Source organism: Bartonella sp. AD13SXNS, assembly GCF_042196465.1.
Taxonomy (GTDB): domain Bacteria; phylum Pseudomonadota; class Alphaproteobacteria; order Rhizobiales; family Rhizobiaceae; genus Bartonella.
In genome coordinates, this window is record NZ_JBHIQI010000004.1 from 81,978 (window position 1) to 100,565 (window position 18,588).

The window sequence follows — 18,588 nt, forward strand, 5'->3', positions numbered from 1 at the left end:
CGATTCTTTCTCCCTTTTGCGGAAAAATCATTTTTCTCTCTCAAATAAAGAAAATGTGTTGCTTTTCATTGTCTCCATTTTTCTTATTCACATCAAAAATTAAGTTAACGATACAAGCCAACACCATCATACACTTTGTCCCCCCTAATGTCACAACAGTCCTTGCATTTAAAAAGATTCATAAGCGGCATGTTATATCCCTTTTTCAATCTCTTTTTACTCACACGTTAACCTCCGTTTGTAATGTGTCAGCGAATGATTTGGATGGATTCAACCTAAACACATTTAAAATGAAATAATCCTAAGATATCTAGACTTTTACATTCAATATAAAAAACAGTTATTTATTCTTATAATCAATGTATTGGAATCATATGCATTGCATCTAACCTTAAAAACTCAAGAATCTATATCATGTTAAATCACTCATTTGATCATTACAGTACACACCTCCATAATCTCTTTTTGGCGAAAAGAATTGTTTCGAATAGAAAAACTCAAACCTTAGGATTTAAACGCATTTTAAGGATAATCCCTTCCAACTATCTATCCAATAAAAATTGATCGTTGACCACTTAAAAATGGTATCATTATGCTTACAATTGATCATTCTAATTGTCATGAAAGCATGCAAAGGTTTTGTAAAAACATCTGTAAAGAATAAGAAATTGTCAAGCTAGGGATTATCTTATCGTTGTTTTTTGTATCGAATAAAAAGCTGGTATATCTCTTCATTCCATAGTTGGTATATTTTTTATTTCATGACTTTATTTATCTGATAATACTATATTCCTTCTCTTGCTTATAAAGCAATATTCAACCCTAATACTGTAACATTTTTGAAAGAAAGATTAAAATGGTTGGTATTTTATAAACAGTTTCAACCTTCTATTCCAGATATGAGTAAAGATATATCTGGTTGAGTAATGTTTAAAAGGATAAGACAACCTCATTTTGAAAAAATAGCAAGCAAAAACAAGCTATTTTTCATCTTACTATTGTCCCTTTCATTCGACTCTACTTTTTAATAATAGGGATTACGCTTTGTCTTACGTTCTTATTTTTCTCGTCTTTCAATATGATTATTTCTCACTCAAAATAGGACGCCTAAAATAAAAAATTGTTGTGCTGCTTATTCACATGCTTTTTTAAGAAACATTTCTCAATGCATTCGAACCTATTTCACAACAACGCTCGTAAAATATATAAAATTCATTGCGCATGGCCCCATCTTTACGCTTAATAAAAATATAAGCCGATATTATCATTCTATTTTCTAATTTAAAGTGTCGTAATAAACCTTGGCACTCGAAATAGTTTATTAGAAATCCTCCTTTTTCTATTATTTCTATCATACCCACTCTTACTTATGACGCACAAGAAAATGGTTTTGATTAATGCGATATAAAGTGAGATAAACAGATTTGAAATGAGAAAAGCTTAAATTTTTGAAGACTATTACTCACCATAAAAAATGATAATTAGTCATTATAAATCAATGTATTAATTATTGGAATACCCATTTTTTTGTTGTTGCAATTATGCAAACAAATTGATCAAAATAATATTAACATAATTTAATGTTTTACAAAAAAAACTGTTTTAACCCTAAGGGAGATGATCGGAGGAGGATTTTAAAAGCATCTCATTGGCTTGGGGTATTGTTTGGCGTTCAATCATGCGGTGTACTCTTATACCGTTAGGAGCACAATTTAAATGACGCAAACGCTTATTGACTTCAGCATCCGCTTTTGTACGACGATGATTATGGCGTAAATAATCTACCCATGTTGGCATATGATAAGCCTCTGTCCAATATTCAGGTCTTTCAAGATCTCGTAAAAGGACCCATTGACGCGCACCATCGCGTAACCGAATATGACGTCGTCGCGTCATCACTTTGAGAAATTCTTCGAGATCATTTTCATGAATTTGATAATCGATCATTATCATGATCGGGCCACTTCTTGCTTTGAGATCGAGTAATAGTTCCGGCTCTCTAAAATGATCAAGAGGATTTAAATCTATCTGAGGAATTTCTTGAATTCTAAACTTTACCCCCGCAAAAGCACCTAAAATCAAGAATAGAGAACAAACGCTCAAAGCAATTGTTGGAGAATAACCATCAGCCAAAACTCCCCAGATTGCACTTCCAATAGCCATCCCCCCATAAGATGCCGTTTGATAAAGTGCTAAAGAACGAGCTACAACCCAGCGTGGTGTAGAAAGTTGTACAGATGTATTAAACAGTGATAATGCCAAAACCCAACATAAACCTGCAGGAAATAAAGCAATATGGCTTATAATCAGTGAACGACTTATTCCCAATAAAAAGCAAGAAAAGGCAAAACCAATAAATGAACTTGCAATAATTGTTTCTGAACGAAAATGATGCCGTACAAATTCATTAATAATACCTGCTGTCATGGCTCCTAACCCAAAACAACCCAGCAACGTACCATAAAGAAGAGCATTTCCTCCGAGAACTTTATGCGCAACAATTGGCAAAAGTGCTAAAATCGAAATTGCTCCTATACCAAAAAGGAACGCTCGAACCATAATACTTAAGAGATTAGGTGACATCGCAACATAACGCAAACCATCTGAAACAGCTCCTAATAGTCTTTCTCGTGGCAATGGGTTGTTGTTATAATTCGATTTCCAGAAAAATAACGCACCAATAAGAGGAATATAGCTTATAGCATTAAACAAAAAAGCAGCAGATGCACCCAAAGTTGCAATGATGGCACCACCAATCGCAGGGCCAACACTCCGCATCAAATTAAAGCCAACGCTATTCAAGCTAACAGCAGCAGGAATATTCTCCCTACTCACAATATCTCCTATCGTTGCTTGCCAAGAAGGATTATAAAAAGCCGTGCCACATCCAATCAAAAACGTAAAACATAATAAAAGCCAAGGTGTGAGAAATCCCAAATAGGCTAAAACAGCTAAACTCATGGATATGACCATCATCATAATTTGCGCGCACAACATAATTTGACGCCGATTAAAATTATCGGCTAAGGCCCCTGCCATCAAAGAAAACATAACAAGTGGTAACGTTGTCGCACTTTGAACAAGCCCAACCATGGAATGCGAGGAACTAATCAACGCCATTAACCACCCTGCTCCAACAGCCTGTATCAATCCCCCTAAATTAGAAATAAGAGTCGATGACCATAAATTTCGAAATACCGAATTACGAAAAAGTTTTAACGTTGAAATGCTCTGCATCTTTTTCCTCCAAATCGGTATTTATCATTTTTTTACCATACACACACAATAATTTTTGTATCAAAAGGATGCATAATTCTTTAAAAATTCTCATAAAATCCTCTTTAAATCAATATTTCTAAATAAAAGCCCTTGATTTAGAGAAAGACTTCAAAATGCTGTTAAGGACTAGTATTTTAACCTTCTTTCCTATATAAGAACGAGAATAGGTAAGAGTCTTCGACTCTTCTTGTTTCTTAACAGACCCTTGCTGAACGACATCTCGGCTGTGGGTGACTTTATGTTTCTTCGTTTTTTGAAAGGATAATACGATGTCGATTACAGCTGAACGTAAACAAGCTCTTGTCGCAGAATACGCAAATAAAGTTGGTGATACAGGATCACCAGAAGTACAAATTGCTGTACTTTCTGAACGTATTTCTAATTTAACAAACCACTTTAAATCTCATAAAAAAGATAACCATTCTCGTCGTGGTCTTTTGAAGATGGTGTCTCAACGCCGCCGCCTTCTTGATTATCTTAAAGGAGTTGACCAAAATCGTTATCAAACACTTATTAAGAAGTTAGGTTTGCGTCGCTAAAAGAAAAATGGGGGTGGTATTTAAAAAAACCACCCATTTTTTTCAACGTGTTTCTTTCAGTTAAAATTTTTAAAAACTGATAAGTTATTATGGGATAGGATTGCTTACCATTTCACACTTAATGCGGTTTTCTTCTTTTTTTCACCAAAAAGATAGAAGTAACTTGTTGTCTACCCCAGAGATTGAAAATATGCTACGCACAACCAGAATTTGAGCAATCAAAGATTTAAACACTGGTCATTAAGGATAAAAAATGTTTAAAACGCACAAGATAGAAATTGAATGGGCCGGGCGTCCGCTCACCCTTGAGACAGGGAAAATAGCGCGTCAAGCTGATGGTGCTGTGATTGCCACCTATGGAGAAACGATTGTCTTAGCAACCGTTGTATCAGCCAAAAGCCCAAAGCCAGACCAGGACTTTTTTCCACTCACCGTTAATTATCAAGAAAAATCCTATGCTGTTGGTAGAATACCTGGTGGCTATTTGAAACGTGAAAGTCGGCCAAGTGAAAATGAAACTTTAGTTTCACGTTTGATTGATCGTCCAATTCGTCCCCTCTTCGTTGAGGGTTATAAAAATGATACACAAGTCATTGTTTCCGTTATACAGCATGATCTCGAAAATAATCCCGATATCCTTGCAATGATTGCATCCTCTGCCGCATTGACCCTATCAGGTGTTCCTTTCATGGGGCCTATAGCTGGTGCTCGCGTTGGCTATTGTAACGGACAATATGTTCTCAATCCTCATATCGATGAAATGCCGGAATCCAAACTTGATCTTGTTGTGGCTGGAACAGAAAGTGCTGTATTGATGGTTGAATCAGAAGCACAAGAATTACCGGAAGATATCATGTTGGGCGCCGTAATGTTTGGTCACAAAGGACTTCAACCTGTTCTTGATGCCATCATCAAACTTGCTGAAGTTGCTGCAAAAGATCCTCGTGATTTTGTTCCTGAAGATCTTTCTAGTCTTGAAAAAGCGATGCAGAAAATGGCAGAACAGGATATACGAAAAGCTTACACAATTACTGATAAGCAAGAACGTTACGCCGCAATTGATGCTCTAAAAACAGAAATTATCAGTAAATTTATGCCAGAAACAGAAGACGACTGTCAATTCAGTACAGACCAAATTGCAACCGTCTTTAAACAATTGCAAGCAAAAATTGTTCGTGGAAACATTCTTGATACTCAAAAGCGTATTGATGGACGCAATCTTTCTACCGTGCGCCCTATCCAATCAGAAGTAAGTATTTTACCCCGCACACATGGATCCGCACTCTTTACCCGCGGAGAAACACAAGCTATTGTCGTTGCAACCCTAGGAACGGGTGAAGATGAACAATATGTTGATTCTTTAACGGGTATGTATAAGGAAACATTCCTCCTTCATTACAATTTTCCACCATTTTCAGTGGGTGAAACAGGACGCCTTGGTTCTCCTGGTCGTCGTGAAATTGGACATGGCAAATTGGCATGGAGGGCAATTCACCCCATGTTGCCAAATAAAGAATCTTTTCCTTATACCATTCGTGCTGTCTCAGAAATTACTGAATCCAATGGATCTTCTTCTATGGCAACGGTTTGTGGAACGTCACTTGCTCTCATGGATGCTGGTGTTCCTCTAGCACGCCCTGTTGCTGGTATTGCTATGGGCTTGATTAAAGAAGGAGAACGCTTTGCTGTTCTTTCTGATATTTTAGGAGATGAAGATCATCTTGGAGATATGGATTTTAAAGTCGCAGGAACAGAAAATGGTATTACTGCCTTGCAAATGGATATCAAAATTGATGGTATTACCGAAGAGATTATGAAAATTGCGCTTGAACAAGCTAAAGGTGGCCGAATCCATATCCTTAAAGAGATGGCGAAAGCTTTAACCAGTGCGCGTGCTGAGCTGAGTGAGTTTTCTCCACGAATCGAAGTTATGAATATTTCTGTCGATAAAATCCGTGATGTTATCGGCTCTGGCGGTAAAGTTATTCGGGAAATCGTGGAACAAACTGGAGCAAAAATTAATATTGAAGATGATGGTACCATTAAAATTGCTTCTGCTGATGCTAAAACCATTGAAGCGGCAAAACGCTGGATCCATTCTATTGTCGATGAGCCTGAAGTTGGTGCTATCTACCAAGGAACAGTTGTAAAAACTGCAGAATTTGGTGCATTTATAAACTTCTTTGGTTCTCGTGATGGACTCGTTCATATCTCTCAGCTTGCATCAGAACGCGTCACCAAAACAACCGATATTGTAAAGGAAGGTGATAAAGTTTGGGTTAAATTAATGGGCTTTGATGAACGTGGAAAAGTTCGGTTATCAATGAAGCTCGTTGATCAAACAACCGGAAAGGAAATCACCGGTGATAAAGCGATGAATGAAGAAAAGTTCGTGGATGAAAAAAAACAACCTGAAAATAAGCGCCGCCGTAAGAAAAAAGAAGAGTAAGCCTTTCTTCTTATCGTAATCATGAAATGCCATCCCAACATTGGAATGGCATTTTTCTTTGAAAGAGCCTTATGTGTTATTATTTTTGCCTTTTGAAAATCATGAACTCCCGTATCCAGATCCAAGCCAATGTTGGCTAAGTTTCGGTTTAACAGAAGTTCCAGCTCAAAAATGGGCGCAAAATTTAAAAATTATTACGCCTTGGCGACCAGATTTTTTAAAATTTGTCGATACTCAATTTCACTGCTCTCCTCAAATAGATAAAACTTTCAACTATGATGGTGCATTTTTACATTTGAGCAAATATCGTGGTTTTAATCAAAATTGTTTTCTTGATTTATTAGAATGCGTTAAACCCAATGGATGGATTGTGATCAGTGGGAATAAAACTGCTGGTGCTGCTTCAATGATGAAATGGGTCAAAAATATTGTCCCCATCACCAATAAACTGTCTAAAAATCATGGTCTGGTATTTTGGCTGCAAGTTCCTCCACAAATAGAGAAACAGAATATTGTACAATTGCGCTCACTACCTCTTACTTTTGGTAAATTTCAAACTACTTCTGGTATGTTCTCACACGGACGTATTGATCCAGGGTCTGCTGCGCTTGCTTCTTATATGCTCAAAGTTATTTCTGGAAAAACAGCTGATTTTGGTGCTGGATGGGGCTTTCTTTCTCATGTTGCACTCGAAAGCAATGTAAAACTTACATCTCTTGATCTCTATGAAGCAGACTACAACGCTTTGAGAGCAGCAAAACAGCACCTTAAAGACATAACAGCTCCTTTTCCAATTCATTTTTATTGGCATGACCTCGTGCATGAACCTGTCACAAATCTGTATGATACAATCATTTCAAATCCACCGTTTCATACGCAACAAACGACAGATGTTTCATTAGGAAAACATTTTATTATAAATGCTGCAAAGAGCCTAAAACCAAGGGGCAATCTGCTTCTTGTTGCAAACCGCCACCTCCCTTATGAAACATTGTTAAAAGATATTTTCCACACAGTATTGATACATGAACAAGCCCATGGTTTTAAAATTATCGAAGCACGAAAATAAACAAAACGAGCAATAACTTTCAAAGAATAAAACGTGAAAGATCGATATCAGCAGCAAGTTCACCAATAGATTTTCTCACATAAGCAGCATCAATTTTAAATGATGTTCCAGCTCTGTCAGGCGCGGTGAAAGAAATTTCATCCAAAACGCGCTCCATCACCGTTTGCAAACGACGTGCTCCTATATTTTCAATCCTTGCGTTTAAATCTACAGCAATATCTGCTAAAGCATCAATAGCATCATCTGTAATTTCCAAATGAACCTCTTCCGTTGCCATAAGAGCGATATATTGTTTAATCAAACTAGCTTCTGGTTCTGTTAAAATGCGTCGTAAATCTTCCCTTGTTAAAGGGTTGAGCTCCACACGGATGGGCAAACGTCCTTGAAGTTCCGGTAATAAATCAGATGGCTTGGAAACATGAAATGCACCTGAGGCAATAAAAAGAATATGATCGGTTTTTATTTGCCCATATTTTGTAGCAATTGTTGTTCCTTCAACCAAAGGCAAAAGATCCCGTTGAACGCCCTCACGCGAAACCGCAACACTTGCTCCACCATCCCTGGTTGCAATTTTATCAATCTCGTCGATAAAAACAATACCGTCATTTTCAGCAACACGAAGCGCCTCTTGAATAATTTGCTCCTGATCAAGGAGTTTTTCAGATTCATCATCAATGAGCGGCTTAAAAGCATCTCTTACTGTCGTCTTACGGACTTTTGTACGACTGCCCATTTTTCCCAAAATATCTGATAAATTCATAATACCCATTTGCGCCCCAGGCATACCAGGAATATCAAAAGTTGAAGCACTACTGCTATTATTATCGGCGACTTCAATTTCAATCTCTTTTTCATCCAATTCACCTTCACGCAATTTTTTACGAAAACTATCACGAGTAGTAGGACTTGCTGTTTTACCAACAAGGGCGTCTAAAACACGCTCTTCAGCATTCACGTGAGCCTTTTCTTTTATTTCATCCCGTTTCTTTTCACGTACAAGAGAAATGGCAATTTCAACAAGATCTCGAATAATTTGTTCAACATCACGTCCCACATAACCAACTTCAGTAAATTTAGTCGCTTCTACTTTAACGAAGGGTGCTCCAGAAAGTTTTGCTAATCGACGTGCAATACCTGTTTTACCAACACCTGTTGGCCCTATCATTAAAATATTTTTTGGCATAACTTCTTCACGCATCGGCTCATCAAGCTGTTGTCTACGCCACCGATTGCGCAGTGCAATAGCTACAGAACGTTTGGCATCATTTTGGCCAATAATAAAACGATCAAGTTCAGAAACAGTCTCACGAGGGGAAAATACAACACACATTTAAATAGCTTTCTCTAAAGAAGATAATTCTGCATCCAATGTTTCAATTGTGAAATGATCATTGGTGTAAACACAAATTTTAGCGGCAATAGCCATAGCTTTACGAGCAATGGTTTCTGCATCCAAATCCAAGTCCATGAGTGCCCGCGCTGCCGAAAGCGCAAAATTTCCTCCAGAGCCAATTGCCATAACCCCATCTTCTGGTTCTAAAACATCACCCAACCCTGTTAAAGCCAAAGTTACTTTCTTATCAGCCACGAGCATCATTGCTTCAAGACGACGCAAATAGCGATCTGTTCGCCAATCTTTTGCAAGTTCTACACAGGCACGCATAAGTTGATCAGGATATTGCTCAAGCTTTGTTTCCAATCTTTCTAGTAATGTGAAAGCATCTGCCGTAGCACCTGCAAAACCAGCAATAACCACTCCGCTTTTGCCAAGACGACGGACTTTACGTGCATTGCCCTTCATAATCGTCTGTCCAAGAGAGACCTGACCGTCGCCAGCCATCACGACTTTGTCACCTTTTCGTACCGTAATAATCGTTGTGCCATACATTATGTCTGGCTTATGTTCTGTCATAAGGAGACTCCTTAATATTAACTTATCTTTTTAATATTGTCTTTTCATACAATGTAAAACCCTATTACTATTGTCCTATTTAAGAACATATATAGTAAAACACAATGATTGAGCATAACTCAATTTGTTAAAATTGAAAAAATGATATCATTGTTGTCAATGTAAATTACTGCTAAATAGCTTTATGTAAACAGTTTATACCCTTTAGAGGAAAATTATGAAAAAAATAGCTATAGGAACCTTAGGTGGAACAATTGCAATGACTGCTGATAATTTTGGCCACATGCAACCAACTTTAACCTCAGATGACCTCATAAAAAATGTTCCTAATTTAAATGACGTTGCTGATATTCATGCACAAACATTAATACAAATCCCAAGTGGATCTTTATCTTTTAAAATTCTTTTTGAAATAATCGCGTGGGCAAAACAACAAATAAACGCTGGCGCAGAAGGTATTGTTTTAACGCAAGGTACTGATACTCTGGAAGAAACAGCTTTTTTTCTTTCTCTTTACTGGAAGGAAGCTGAACCACTCATTATAACCGGTGCTATGCGTATGCCTCATGAAGCAGGCGCTGATGGACCAGCTAATATTTTAGCAGCAACTCGCGTTGCGGCAGCCCCACAAAGTCGTAACAGAGGCGTTCTCGTTGTCATCAATGATACAATTCATTCACCTTATTGGCTCTATAAAAGCCATACCGTCAAAGTCGAAACATTTCAATCAGGTCTTGCAGGTGTTTTAGGAACTATTTTAGAGGGAAAACTCATTTATTTCAATGATCAAAAATTTTTCCCGACAACATTTGATCTTCCCCAAAACCACGATCATCAAATTGCACTCCTCTATTCCTCTTTATCTTCTGATGCACAATTAATGAAACTCTGCCTCGAAAGTGGGTATTATGCTGGGCTTGTTATCGCCGGTTTTGGTGCAGGACACTGTAGTTTTCAAGCGGCAGACCTCGTACAACAATATGCACAAAAAATACCAATCATTATTGCTAGTCGTTGTTGTAATGGCTCCACAACTCGTATAACTTATGGCTATAAAGGCTCAGAAATCGATATGATTGCTTCTGGTGCGCTCATGTCTGGTTATTTATCAGCCGTAAAAGCGCGTCTACTTTTATGGGCTTTTTTGGCGCAAGGGTACTCATTGGAACAAATCCGTATAGATTGGAATGACTGGACGATAAGCTAACAAAAAATGACCTATTATCTTGAAGAAGAGAGCATGAAAAACAAAATTTACTTGAATACAAAGCCGTTCACATGTCCGTTCTTAATCGATTGCTGCGGCAAAAAAATTCTCGACCAATAAAAATGATTGATACGACTATACAAAAAATTAATCAGGAAAATAATCTGGTCAAATCCATTTCTGACCGATATTCCCCCTACCGTGTCTTTACTGCACAACAATGGTCAGAGTTTCGTGCGGATACACCTCTTACTTTGACTTTTGATGAAATTAAACGTTTACGCTCTATGGATGATCCTATCGATCTTGAGGAAGTTCAACGCATTTATCTTTCTTTATCGCGTTTGTTATCATGCCATGTTGAAGCCGTACAGGAACTTTTTCACAAACGTCAGAAGTTTCTCCATCAAGAAGAAACGAGGAAAACGCCTTTTATTATTGGAATTGCTGGTTCTGTAGCCGTAGGAAAATCAACCACCGCTCGCATTCTTCAAGAACTATTGAAAAGATGGACATCTAGTCTTAAAGTTGATCTGATCACAACGGATGGTTTTCTCTATCCTAACGCAATCTTACAGCAAAAAAATCGTATGAATCGTAAAGGATTTCCTGATTCCTATGACATTAAAAAATTGTTATGCTTTCTTTCTGCTATAAAAGCAGGTGTCGGAAATGTTCGTGCCCCGCTTTACTCACATATGATCTATGACGTTCTAGAAAACCAAACAATTACCATTGACCATCCTGATATTTTAATTGTTGAAGGTATTAATGTATTACAGGTCAGTGATCTTCCTAAAGATGGGAAAGCCATTCCTTTCGTATCAGATTTTTTTGATTTTTCGATTTATGTCGATGCTGAAACAGAAGTCATTCGTCACTGGTATTTGGAACGTTTTAAGCGTTTGCGTAAAACAGCTTTCCAAAATCCTGAATCCTATTTTCATCGTTATGCCCACCTCAATGAAAAAGAAGCCTCAAAAATTGCTGAGGATCTTTGGCAAACGATTAATTTAAAAAATTTACAAGAAAATATATTGCCAACACGGCCAAGGTCCAATCTCATTCTACGAAAGGGAAAAAATCATTTGGTCGAGTATGTCGCACTTAGACGACTATAAGGACTTCATAACTATGCATCACCACTCCATTCATTTTACCTCAACGCGTATCGATAACAGTTGCCCTATCATCTTGGTAAATCAAAGAAGTCTTGCCAACTTATCACTTGATGCGTCAACAACAGCATGGATAAAAGTGAATGACTTTACTGGAAAAGAAGGACAAATACTCTTTGTTCCTCACGAAACGGGGCATTTAAAAAAAGTTTTATTTGGAATTGGCAATGGTAACGACCCCTTTATCACAGGACTTCTTGCTCAAAAGCTTCCTGCTGGTCAATGGCATTTAGAAGGTGAAAGCTCTGATGAAATAAATGCCTATCTTGGATTGGCATTCGGCAGTTATCAATTTAATCGCTATCGTCAAAATTCTTCTTTCAAATCATTATCCATCCATGTCAATGAGGTCGTTGATCTTAATGAACTCCAACGAATTTATGAAGCTGTCTTCTTTGTCCGTGATCTCATTAATATTCCAGCCAATGATATGAACCCTGATACTCTCGAAAAAGAAGTACGACAACTAGGAAAAATTTATGGTGCTCATGTCCAAAGTATTTGTGGAGATGATCTCTTAACCCATAACTTTCCGATGATTCATGCCGTAGGACGAGCAGGCAGTACTCCACCACGACTGATTGAGTTACTCTGGGGCCAAGAACATCATCCTAAAATAACCTTGGTTGGCAAAGGCGTAACTTTTGATACTGGAGGACTCGATATTAAATCAGCCAATAACATGTTGCTTATGAAAAAAGATATGGGCGGTGGAGCAAACGCTTTGGGATTGGCTAAACTTATCATGGATGCAAAATTGCCCTTCCGTCTCCGTGTTTTGATTCCAGCCGTAGAAAATGCAATTTCTGCCAATGCTTACCGACCAGGTGATATTCTCAAAAGTCGTAAAGGCTTAAGTGTTGAAGTGGGCAATACAGATGCTGAAGGGCGACTTGTCCTTGCTGATGCACTCGCCTATGGTGATGAAGAAAGTCCACAATTCATGCTTTGCATGGCTACTTTAACAGGAGCAGCACGTATAGCATTAGGACCAGATCTTCCCGCATTTTATTGTAATGATTCAATATGGGCACAACAAATTTCTGAATCTGCTCACGCTGTTTTTGATCCTCTTTGGCAAATGCCCCTTTGGAAACCTTACCAAGAGATGTTATCATCACCAATTGCTGACCTTAACAATGTAACTGGAAATAGCTTTGCTGGCTCTATAATCGCTGCTTTATTTCTTAATTCTTTTGTTGAAAAAACTGAACATTTTGCCCATTTCGACCTTTATGGATGGGTTCCAAAAGAAAAACCAGGGTATCCTATTGGTGGATCAGCGCAAACTATTCGTACCCTTTATAATATTTTTAAAAAATGAAGTTTAACACAAAATATCCACAAAGATGGACAATTTTGCAGTTTTAGGAACAATTGCTATCGTATTAAACTCTGTTCTTGGTTTTATTGGAAGATAAAAATCTTACCAAGACAGTTTTCGTGAGTCTTCTTAAAGGTGAGACGCCCAAAAATGGAAAGCAAAAAAATGATCTCTAAAGACCCAAGACTTTATGCATTCAGAGATGATCTAGCAGATCAACGTCTTGAAAAAGAAATTACAGCTCAGCGCTTTGTTCAAGGTGAAAAAAGACGCGTTAATACAGCGATCGCTGGACTTTTTAAAGAAAATAATAAAAAAAGTGAAAGACAAACAGAATGCTTATTCGGAGAAGAACTTCTTATTTTTGAACAAGGGGAAACAATGTCGTGGGGACAATCACTCAAAGATGGTTATGTCGGTTATATTGATACAAAAGCTCTTTGTACATCAACCATAAAACAAACACATGTGGTTTCAGTACCACGCACATTTAAATATTTACACGCTGACTTACGTGGACCGATAGAGTCCCCTTTATCTATGGGAAGCAAAGTCAGTGTTGTTGATGAAATTGAAGTCTGTGATACAACGTATTCTATTCTTGAAAATGGAAACGCTATCATTACGAGCCATCTCAGCCCCATTGGACGTGTATACGAAGATTATGTTACTGTTGCAGAAACCTTTATTCATACACCTTATCTTTGGGGTGGTGTCAGCGGTTTTGGAATTGATTGTTCGGGACTCACCCAACTCTCTATGATGATGACCGATCAAATAGTTTTACGAGACACCGATATGCAGCAAGAAACTATAGGTAAGCTTCTTACAGACACTGATAAACTTCAACGAGGCGATTTGGTTTTTTGGAAAGGTCATGTGGCTATTATGGTTGATCATGAAAATATTATTCACGCTAATGGTTTTTCTATGGACGTTATGATCGAGCCATTGGAAGAAGCAATTACGCGTATCGCTAAAAAAAATCAATATCCCATCGCAAAACGTCGCCCAATTCAAAAAACTTAATACATGCCTCCTATAAAAAATTAATTGAATGTTTTTTATTATACAACAAATTGATTTATAAGGATAATTATCCATTATTCACTCTGTGTCAAGCCTTCTAAATATCGTAAAATTCTTTCATTTCAAATCGGTTTTTATGTTGAATCAATCAAAATCGCTTGCTTGTTCATCACAAGCAAAACTGATGTATAAGTAAAAATATCCCTTCTGAATGCTCTCAAATGCCAAGAGCTATCATAATAACATTGGGACCAACTTACTCCTTCATAAGCGTAAGGGTAGTGGTGCTCAATAGATTTTATATTATAAGGCTTTACCGTTATACCATTCACGAATGCCGGCACGAAAATTGCGAGATGTCTCTTTTAAACAACCCCGTAAATATGCAACACAATAGCGTTCTATATTACGTAAGGGATATGTCCCTCTTAATCAAAAGCAACATTTTTGATCTTTTCTTAAAGTTCATATTCATTTAGAAATCTTTATCAATATTCGCCTATCTTTAAATACTGAGAAAACTCATCGACCGTCTTACTGAAGAACTTTCATTAAAATATCATATAGTCAATTATAAATCGTATTACATAACTTAAATAAGAGTTCCTAATATTATCGTATTTTACTATTTCAAATACCTTTATTACAAGTCAATAGAGAAATAAGCGTATTATTTAAAAAAAATGAAAATAAAGATTACTACGCAGATTTATTATTTCTTTTCTATTCAGTTTTATGTTTTTTTAAATATACAAAAATAATATATCCCTTATTTATATACTTACTTAGGTAGCTTTTTCTTCATCTCTCATACCATAGATATGTATGATATATAGTTCTCTAAGAAGTCTTATTTTCATGTTTTCTTTTATATTTAATCATTCATTAACCGTATGTTTTATTTTTTTTAAAATTATTTTTTAAATTACATACCACTCTTTTTATTCGTACGTTATTGAACATTTTTTTGATTGGGAAATCGTATAACATCAAGAAAAATAAAACTTATGATTACAAAACAATACGTTATTATATAATATATGTATTACATATGATAATTAAGTTTTTGGTCATGTAAAACAATCTCTAACAATAAACACAAAGTGTTCTTTTTTAAAGCATTTTTTGAAATTTTTCCTATTATCGATACCTTATGAAATAAATACTCCTAATATCTCTCAGTGCATCGAAGACAATCTCTCAATGATACAAGTGAAAAATATAAATCCATTATCTGCCACCATTTTTATGCTTATAAAGCGTGCAAAGGCATCATTATATACTTTGCTAATTCTCAATGTTGCGATAACCCTTGGCTATTGGAGAGTGTTCTTTCAGCACGTATTTTATTTCTTTCTTAAATAATTTTATCCACCTGACCCGCCCCGCTTGGAACGTGAAAAAGAATGATTTTGATTAATTTAAAATAAGACAGTTTTGAAATGAGAAAATTTTTTACGACCCTGGACTTCCCTATTCAACATAAAAAATTATAAATTATCATTATAACTCAATATACTGATTTATAATTTAAGCAATATTTCCTTCTTATAACACATCAAAGAAGATGACTTTTTAATACCTGAACCAATGGCTTATCAGCATCAGGCATCGGGTATTTATCAAGATCACCAATAAAAACCCATGATAAGTTTTGCCCTTCTCGCCCTTGCGCAATGCCCTCATAATGGTCACAAAGATACAATGGCATTAAGAGATGAAACGTTTTATAGCTATGACTTGCAAATGTTAAAGGATGCAAATTATTTGGTTGAACATAAATACCAAGCTCTTCCTCTAGTTCACGAATCAATGATGCTTCCGGAGTTTCACCTTGCTCAACCTTGCCACCAGGAAACTCCCATAAACCAGCTAGTGATTTTCCTTCAGGACGCTTAGTTAGCAAAACACGATTATTCTGATCGAACAATGCGCATGCAACAACAAGAAGAATGGAACTTTTTATATACATATTACTCGCCAATAGGGATCATAAAGATAACTGTCTTTATCTATCATATCCCCCCTGCTCCTAAAAGAACTTACATCCTTCATTTTTTCTAAAAAATAATAAGCTATTAAATATAAAATGCATCCGTTAACTTCTATAATTGCTGTTGATCATAACGTACTCTTTTGTTAAATCGCAAGACCAAACTGTCGCTGTACCATTACCCAAACCGATATCAACACGAATTGTGATATGCTTACCTTGCATATAAGTACCTATTGTCTCTTCACAATACTCAGAATCTCGTTCGCCATTGATCGCCACACGATGTTCACCAAACCAAATTGTCAACAGATCACGCTCTACTTCAATACCTGCCTTACCTACCGCCATAACCACCCGCCCCCAATTGGCATCTTCACCGGCAATAGCCGTTTTTACAAGTGGCGAATTTGCAATTGACAAAGCAATCGTTTTTGCAGCATCGTTTGTTGTAGCACCAATTACATTAACCTCAATTAAATGACGAGCACCTTCACCATCACAAACAATTTGTAATGCAAGCTCGTGCAAAAGTGCACTCAAGTGCTTTGAGAATACTTCATAACGCGGATCTGTTTTACATCTAATGCAGGGAAAATGTTCTTTTCCTGTCGCAAACAACATAAGCGTATCTGAAGTTGAGGTATCACTATCAACAGTAATTGAATTAAAAGAACCCTCAACTGCCTCTGATAACATGGATTGGAGTGCATCCGAAGAAATAGTAGCATCACTTACAACAAAAGAGAGCATTGTCGCCATATCGGGCGCAATCATACCAGCACCTTTTGCAATTCCATTAATGGTAACAGTCTCTCCCCCACAGTCAAAAGTGCGCGTCGCAAGTTTTGGAAATGTGTCCGTTGTCATTATGGCTTTTGCAGCTTCCAACCAGTTTTCTTCTTTTGCTGTCTCTGTCATACTTGGTAAAAGATTGACAATACCCGAGGCATCCATTGGCTCACCAATAACACCTGTGGAAGCTATAAAAACTTCATTTTCTCTAACCTTTAAAACATTCGCTGCTGCACAAATAATTGCATTGGTTGTGTGCTTTCCTTTGCTTCCTGTAAAAGCATTTGCATTTCCAGAATTCACAACAACACCCCTCGCAACCCCATGAGGAAGCGATGCGCGACAATGCTCTACAGGAGCAGATGGACATTTAGAACGTGTAAAAACGCCTGCCACACTCGCTGGCTCATCGAATATAATCAAAAGAAGATCTGTACGACCTTTATATTTAATCCCAGCTTCAGCTGTTGCTATCCGTACACCAGATAAGGGAGAAAGCTCCTGGATCTTTTGAGGCGACAAAGGAGAGATTTTCAAAACCACAATATGCTTTCTATAAAACAAATGAAATGATTGCAGATCAATAACCTCTCATAGACAACTGCTAGACTTTTTGAACAAAACCAACCTAGCAAATTATCTATTAAAGAGGCTATCTACTTATTTTCCTAGCTATTCCGTATCTTCTTCATCGGACGTCTCATCGGGAAGCAGCGTCCCATTTTGATGAAGCGATTCCATGATTTTTGTAACATTAGGATCAGGGTATTTCACATCTATCTTACTACGTAAATCAACAATCAGTTCTTGATAGCGCTTTTTTATCAGCTGTGTACGCAACATTTCTTTAACATCATCAAATGCAGGAGGTTGTTTTACACGACGATCTTCTAATTTAATAATATGCCAACCAAAAGGACTTTCAACGGGTTGTTTCGTGTATTCGCCAACTTTCAAACCAAATGCTGCATCTTCAAAAGGCTTAACCATTTGACCATGGCTAAAATAACCAAGATCACCTCCAACAGCAGCGGAACCATCTGTTGAACTTTTCTTTGCAATCTCTTCAAAATTTTCACCTTTATTTAAATGCTTAATGATAGCTTCTGCTTCTTTTCTCGTTTTGACCAAAATATGACGTGCTTTAACCTCATCCTCTTTAGGTAAAGCAGCGACTTCCTGCTTATAAAGAGCTTCCAAATCAGTATCCGATATTTTGTCAACAATCGTCTGTTTAAAATAAAGCTGTTGAAGAACATTATCACGCATAACTGCCATACGTTTATCGTAAGCTTCTGTCTTATCAAGACCCTTGCTTCTTGCTTCTTTTGCAAGTGCTTGCATATCCAAATAAGCTTTTAAGACCATAATACGACGTTGTTCATCAGGAAAACGTGCTAAATTAGGATTTATTTCAAGTGCTAAATCATCCAATTGACCTGCTGTAATATCCTTCCCGTCAATAACTGCCATAACATGAGAAGGAGAAATTGCTTTTTCAGAAGCTTTCTCCAAAGTTTTTAAATCATTCGATGGTGAATTCACACCTTCTTGGGCTTTCACCCCTAAACTTGTACTTGCCAATAAAGTTGATGCTAAAAACAGCGTGATAAAGTTGAATTTCATAAATATACTCCTTAAAAATGAAGGCAGGTTCAAGATTCCAATTTTCTTTACCATAACACTTTATTCTTTAAATATAGAGAAATAAATTAGTAATTTCATTGTAAAAAGTATAAAATCGTTCTTTTATCTCAGTTTCTACAACCCTATTTAATGCAAATGAAAAACATGATCATAGAGAAAAATGACAT

13 protein-coding genes are annotated in these 18,588 nt (G+C 36.9%); 7 read left to right on the forward strand and 6 right to left on the reverse strand.

The genetic code is table 11. The features are described from left to right. Positions 1-1,608: 1,608 nt before the first annotated feature. The gene (locus ACFIMQ_RS04395; protein WP_375703488.1) at positions 1,609-3,237 is read right to left on the reverse strand and encodes an MFS transporter; all 1,629 of its coding nucleotides are present in this window, start codon (positions 3,235-3,237) and stop codon (positions 1,609-1,611) included. Positions 3,238-3,548: 311 nt separating this feature from the next. On the opposite strand from ACFIMQ_RS04395, the gene rpsO reads away from it, so the two are divergent. The 3 genes from rpsO (at position 3,549) to ACFIMQ_RS04410 (ending at position 7,336) form a co-directional block, all read left to right on the forward strand. Beyond that, positions 3,549-3,818, forward strand: a complete 270-nt coding sequence (gene rpsO, locus ACFIMQ_RS04400) for a 30S ribosomal protein S15 (protein WP_005774142.1) — start codon at positions 3,549-3,551, stop codon at positions 3,816-3,818. 253 nt (positions 3,819-4,071) lie between these two features. Further along, positions 4,072-6,267 (forward strand): polyribonucleotide nucleotidyltransferase, encoded by a 2,196-nt coding sequence (gene pnp, locus ACFIMQ_RS04405; RefSeq protein WP_375616444.1) that lies wholly within the window; start codon positions 4,072-4,074, stop codon positions 6,265-6,267. A gap of 73 nt (positions 6,268-6,340) precedes the next feature. Continuing rightward, positions 6,341-7,336 carry a class I SAM-dependent methyltransferase gene (locus ACFIMQ_RS04410; RefSeq protein WP_375703489.1) on the forward strand — a complete coding sequence of 332 codons (996 nt, stop codon included), beginning with the start codon at positions 6,341-6,343 and terminating at the stop codon, positions 7,334-7,336. 19 nt (positions 7,337-7,355) lie between these two features. On the opposite strand, the gene hslU is transcribed toward ACFIMQ_RS04410, so the two are convergent. Together hslU and hslV are read right to left on the reverse strand one after the other, a co-directional pair. Next, complete coding sequence (gene hslU, locus ACFIMQ_RS04415) at positions 7,356-8,666, reverse strand: ATP-dependent protease ATPase subunit HslU (RefSeq protein WP_375616446.1); 1,311 nt, start codon at positions 8,664-8,666, stop codon at positions 7,356-7,358. Beyond that, positions 8,667-9,248: an ATP-dependent protease subunit HslV gene (gene hslV / locus ACFIMQ_RS04420; RefSeq protein WP_375609183.1), complete on the reverse strand. Its 582-nt coding sequence runs from the start codon at positions 9,246-9,248 to the stop codon at positions 8,667-8,669. 217 nt (positions 9,249-9,465) lie between these two features. On the opposite strand from hslV, the gene ACFIMQ_RS04425 reads away from it, so the two are divergent. The 4 genes from ACFIMQ_RS04425 to ACFIMQ_RS04440 all read left to right on the forward strand — a co-directional run bounded on the left by ACFIMQ_RS04425 (position 9,466) and on the right by ACFIMQ_RS04440 (position 13,986). Beyond that, the gene (locus ACFIMQ_RS04425; protein ID WP_375616447.1) at positions 9,466-10,455 is read left to right on the forward strand and encodes an asparaginase; all 990 of its coding nucleotides are present in this window, start codon (positions 9,466-9,468) and stop codon (positions 10,453-10,455) included. Positions 10,456-10,631: 176 nt separating this feature from the next. Beyond that, a complete protein-coding gene (coaA, locus tag ACFIMQ_RS04430; RefSeq protein WP_375616489.1) occupies positions 10,632-11,576 on the forward strand; it encodes a type I pantothenate kinase in 945 nt (314 codons plus the stop codon). Positions 11,577-11,589: 13 nt separating this feature from the next. Continuing rightward, positions 11,590-12,957, forward strand: a complete 1,368-nt coding sequence (locus tag ACFIMQ_RS04435; protein WP_375616448.1) for a M17 family metallopeptidase — start codon at positions 11,590-11,592, stop codon at positions 12,955-12,957. Between the two features lie 165 nt (positions 12,958-13,122). Further along, positions 13,123-13,986 carry an NlpC/P60 family protein gene (locus ACFIMQ_RS04440; protein WP_375616490.1) on the forward strand — a complete coding sequence of 288 codons (864 nt, stop codon included), beginning with the start codon at positions 13,123-13,125 and terminating at the stop codon, positions 13,984-13,986. A 1,558-nt stretch (positions 13,987-15,544) separates the two neighbouring features. Here the strand turns inward: ACFIMQ_RS04440 and mutT are convergent. The 3 genes from mutT to ACFIMQ_RS04455 form a co-directional block, all read right to left on the reverse strand. Beyond that, positions 15,545-15,958 (reverse strand): 8-oxo-dGTP diphosphatase MutT, encoded by a 414-nt coding sequence (mutT, locus tag ACFIMQ_RS04445; protein ID WP_375616449.1) that lies wholly within the window; start codon positions 15,956-15,958, stop codon positions 15,545-15,547. Positions 15,959-16,084: 126 nt separating this feature from the next. Further along, positions 16,085-17,317 carry a bifunctional glutamate N-acetyltransferase/amino-acid acetyltransferase ArgJ gene (argJ, locus tag ACFIMQ_RS04450; RefSeq protein ID WP_375703490.1) on the reverse strand — a complete coding sequence of 411 codons (1,233 nt, stop codon included), beginning with the start codon at positions 17,315-17,317 and terminating at the stop codon, positions 16,085-16,087. Positions 17,318-17,446: 129 nt separating this feature from the next. Continuing rightward, positions 17,447-18,400 (reverse strand): peptidylprolyl isomerase, encoded by a 954-nt coding sequence (locus ACFIMQ_RS04455; RefSeq protein ID WP_375616451.1) that lies wholly within the window; start codon positions 18,398-18,400, stop codon positions 17,447-17,449. Between the last annotated feature and the right edge of the window lie 188 nt (positions 18,401-18,588).

Coding starts and splice junctions, on each gene's coding strand:
- ACFIMQ_RS04395 (WP_375703488.1), bottom strand. CDS start 3,237: ATGCAGAGCATTTCAACGTTAAAACTTTTTCGTAATTCGGTATTTCGA.
- rpsO (WP_005774142.1), top strand. CDS start 3,549: ATGTCGATTACAGCTGAACGTAAACAAGCTCTTGTCGCAGAATACGCA.
- pnp (WP_375616444.1), top strand. CDS start 4,072: ATGTTTAAAACGCACAAGATAGAAATTGAATGGGCCGGGCGTCCGCTC.
- hslU (WP_375616446.1), bottom strand. CDS start 8,666: ATGTGTGTTGTATTTTCCCCTCGTGAGACTGTTTCTGAACTTGATCGT.
- hslV (WP_375609183.1), bottom strand. CDS start 9,248: ATGACAGAACATAAGCCAGACATAATGTATGGCACAACGATTATTACG.
- ACFIMQ_RS04425 (WP_375616447.1), top strand. CDS start 9,466: ATGAAAAAAATAGCTATAGGAACCTTAGGTGGAACAATTGCAATGACT.
- ACFIMQ_RS04435 (WP_375616448.1), top strand. CDS start 11,590: ATGCATCACCACTCCATTCATTTTACCTCAACGCGTATCGATAACAGT.
- ACFIMQ_RS04440 (WP_375616490.1), top strand. CDS start 13,123: ATGATCTCTAAAGACCCAAGACTTTATGCATTCAGAGATGATCTAGCA.
- mutT (WP_375616449.1), bottom strand. CDS start 15,958: ATGTATATAAAAAGTTCCATTCTTCTTGTTGTTGCATGCGCATTGTTC.
- ACFIMQ_RS04455 (WP_375616451.1), bottom strand. CDS start 18,400: ATGAAATTCAACTTTATCACGCTGTTTTTAGCATCAACTTTATTGGCA.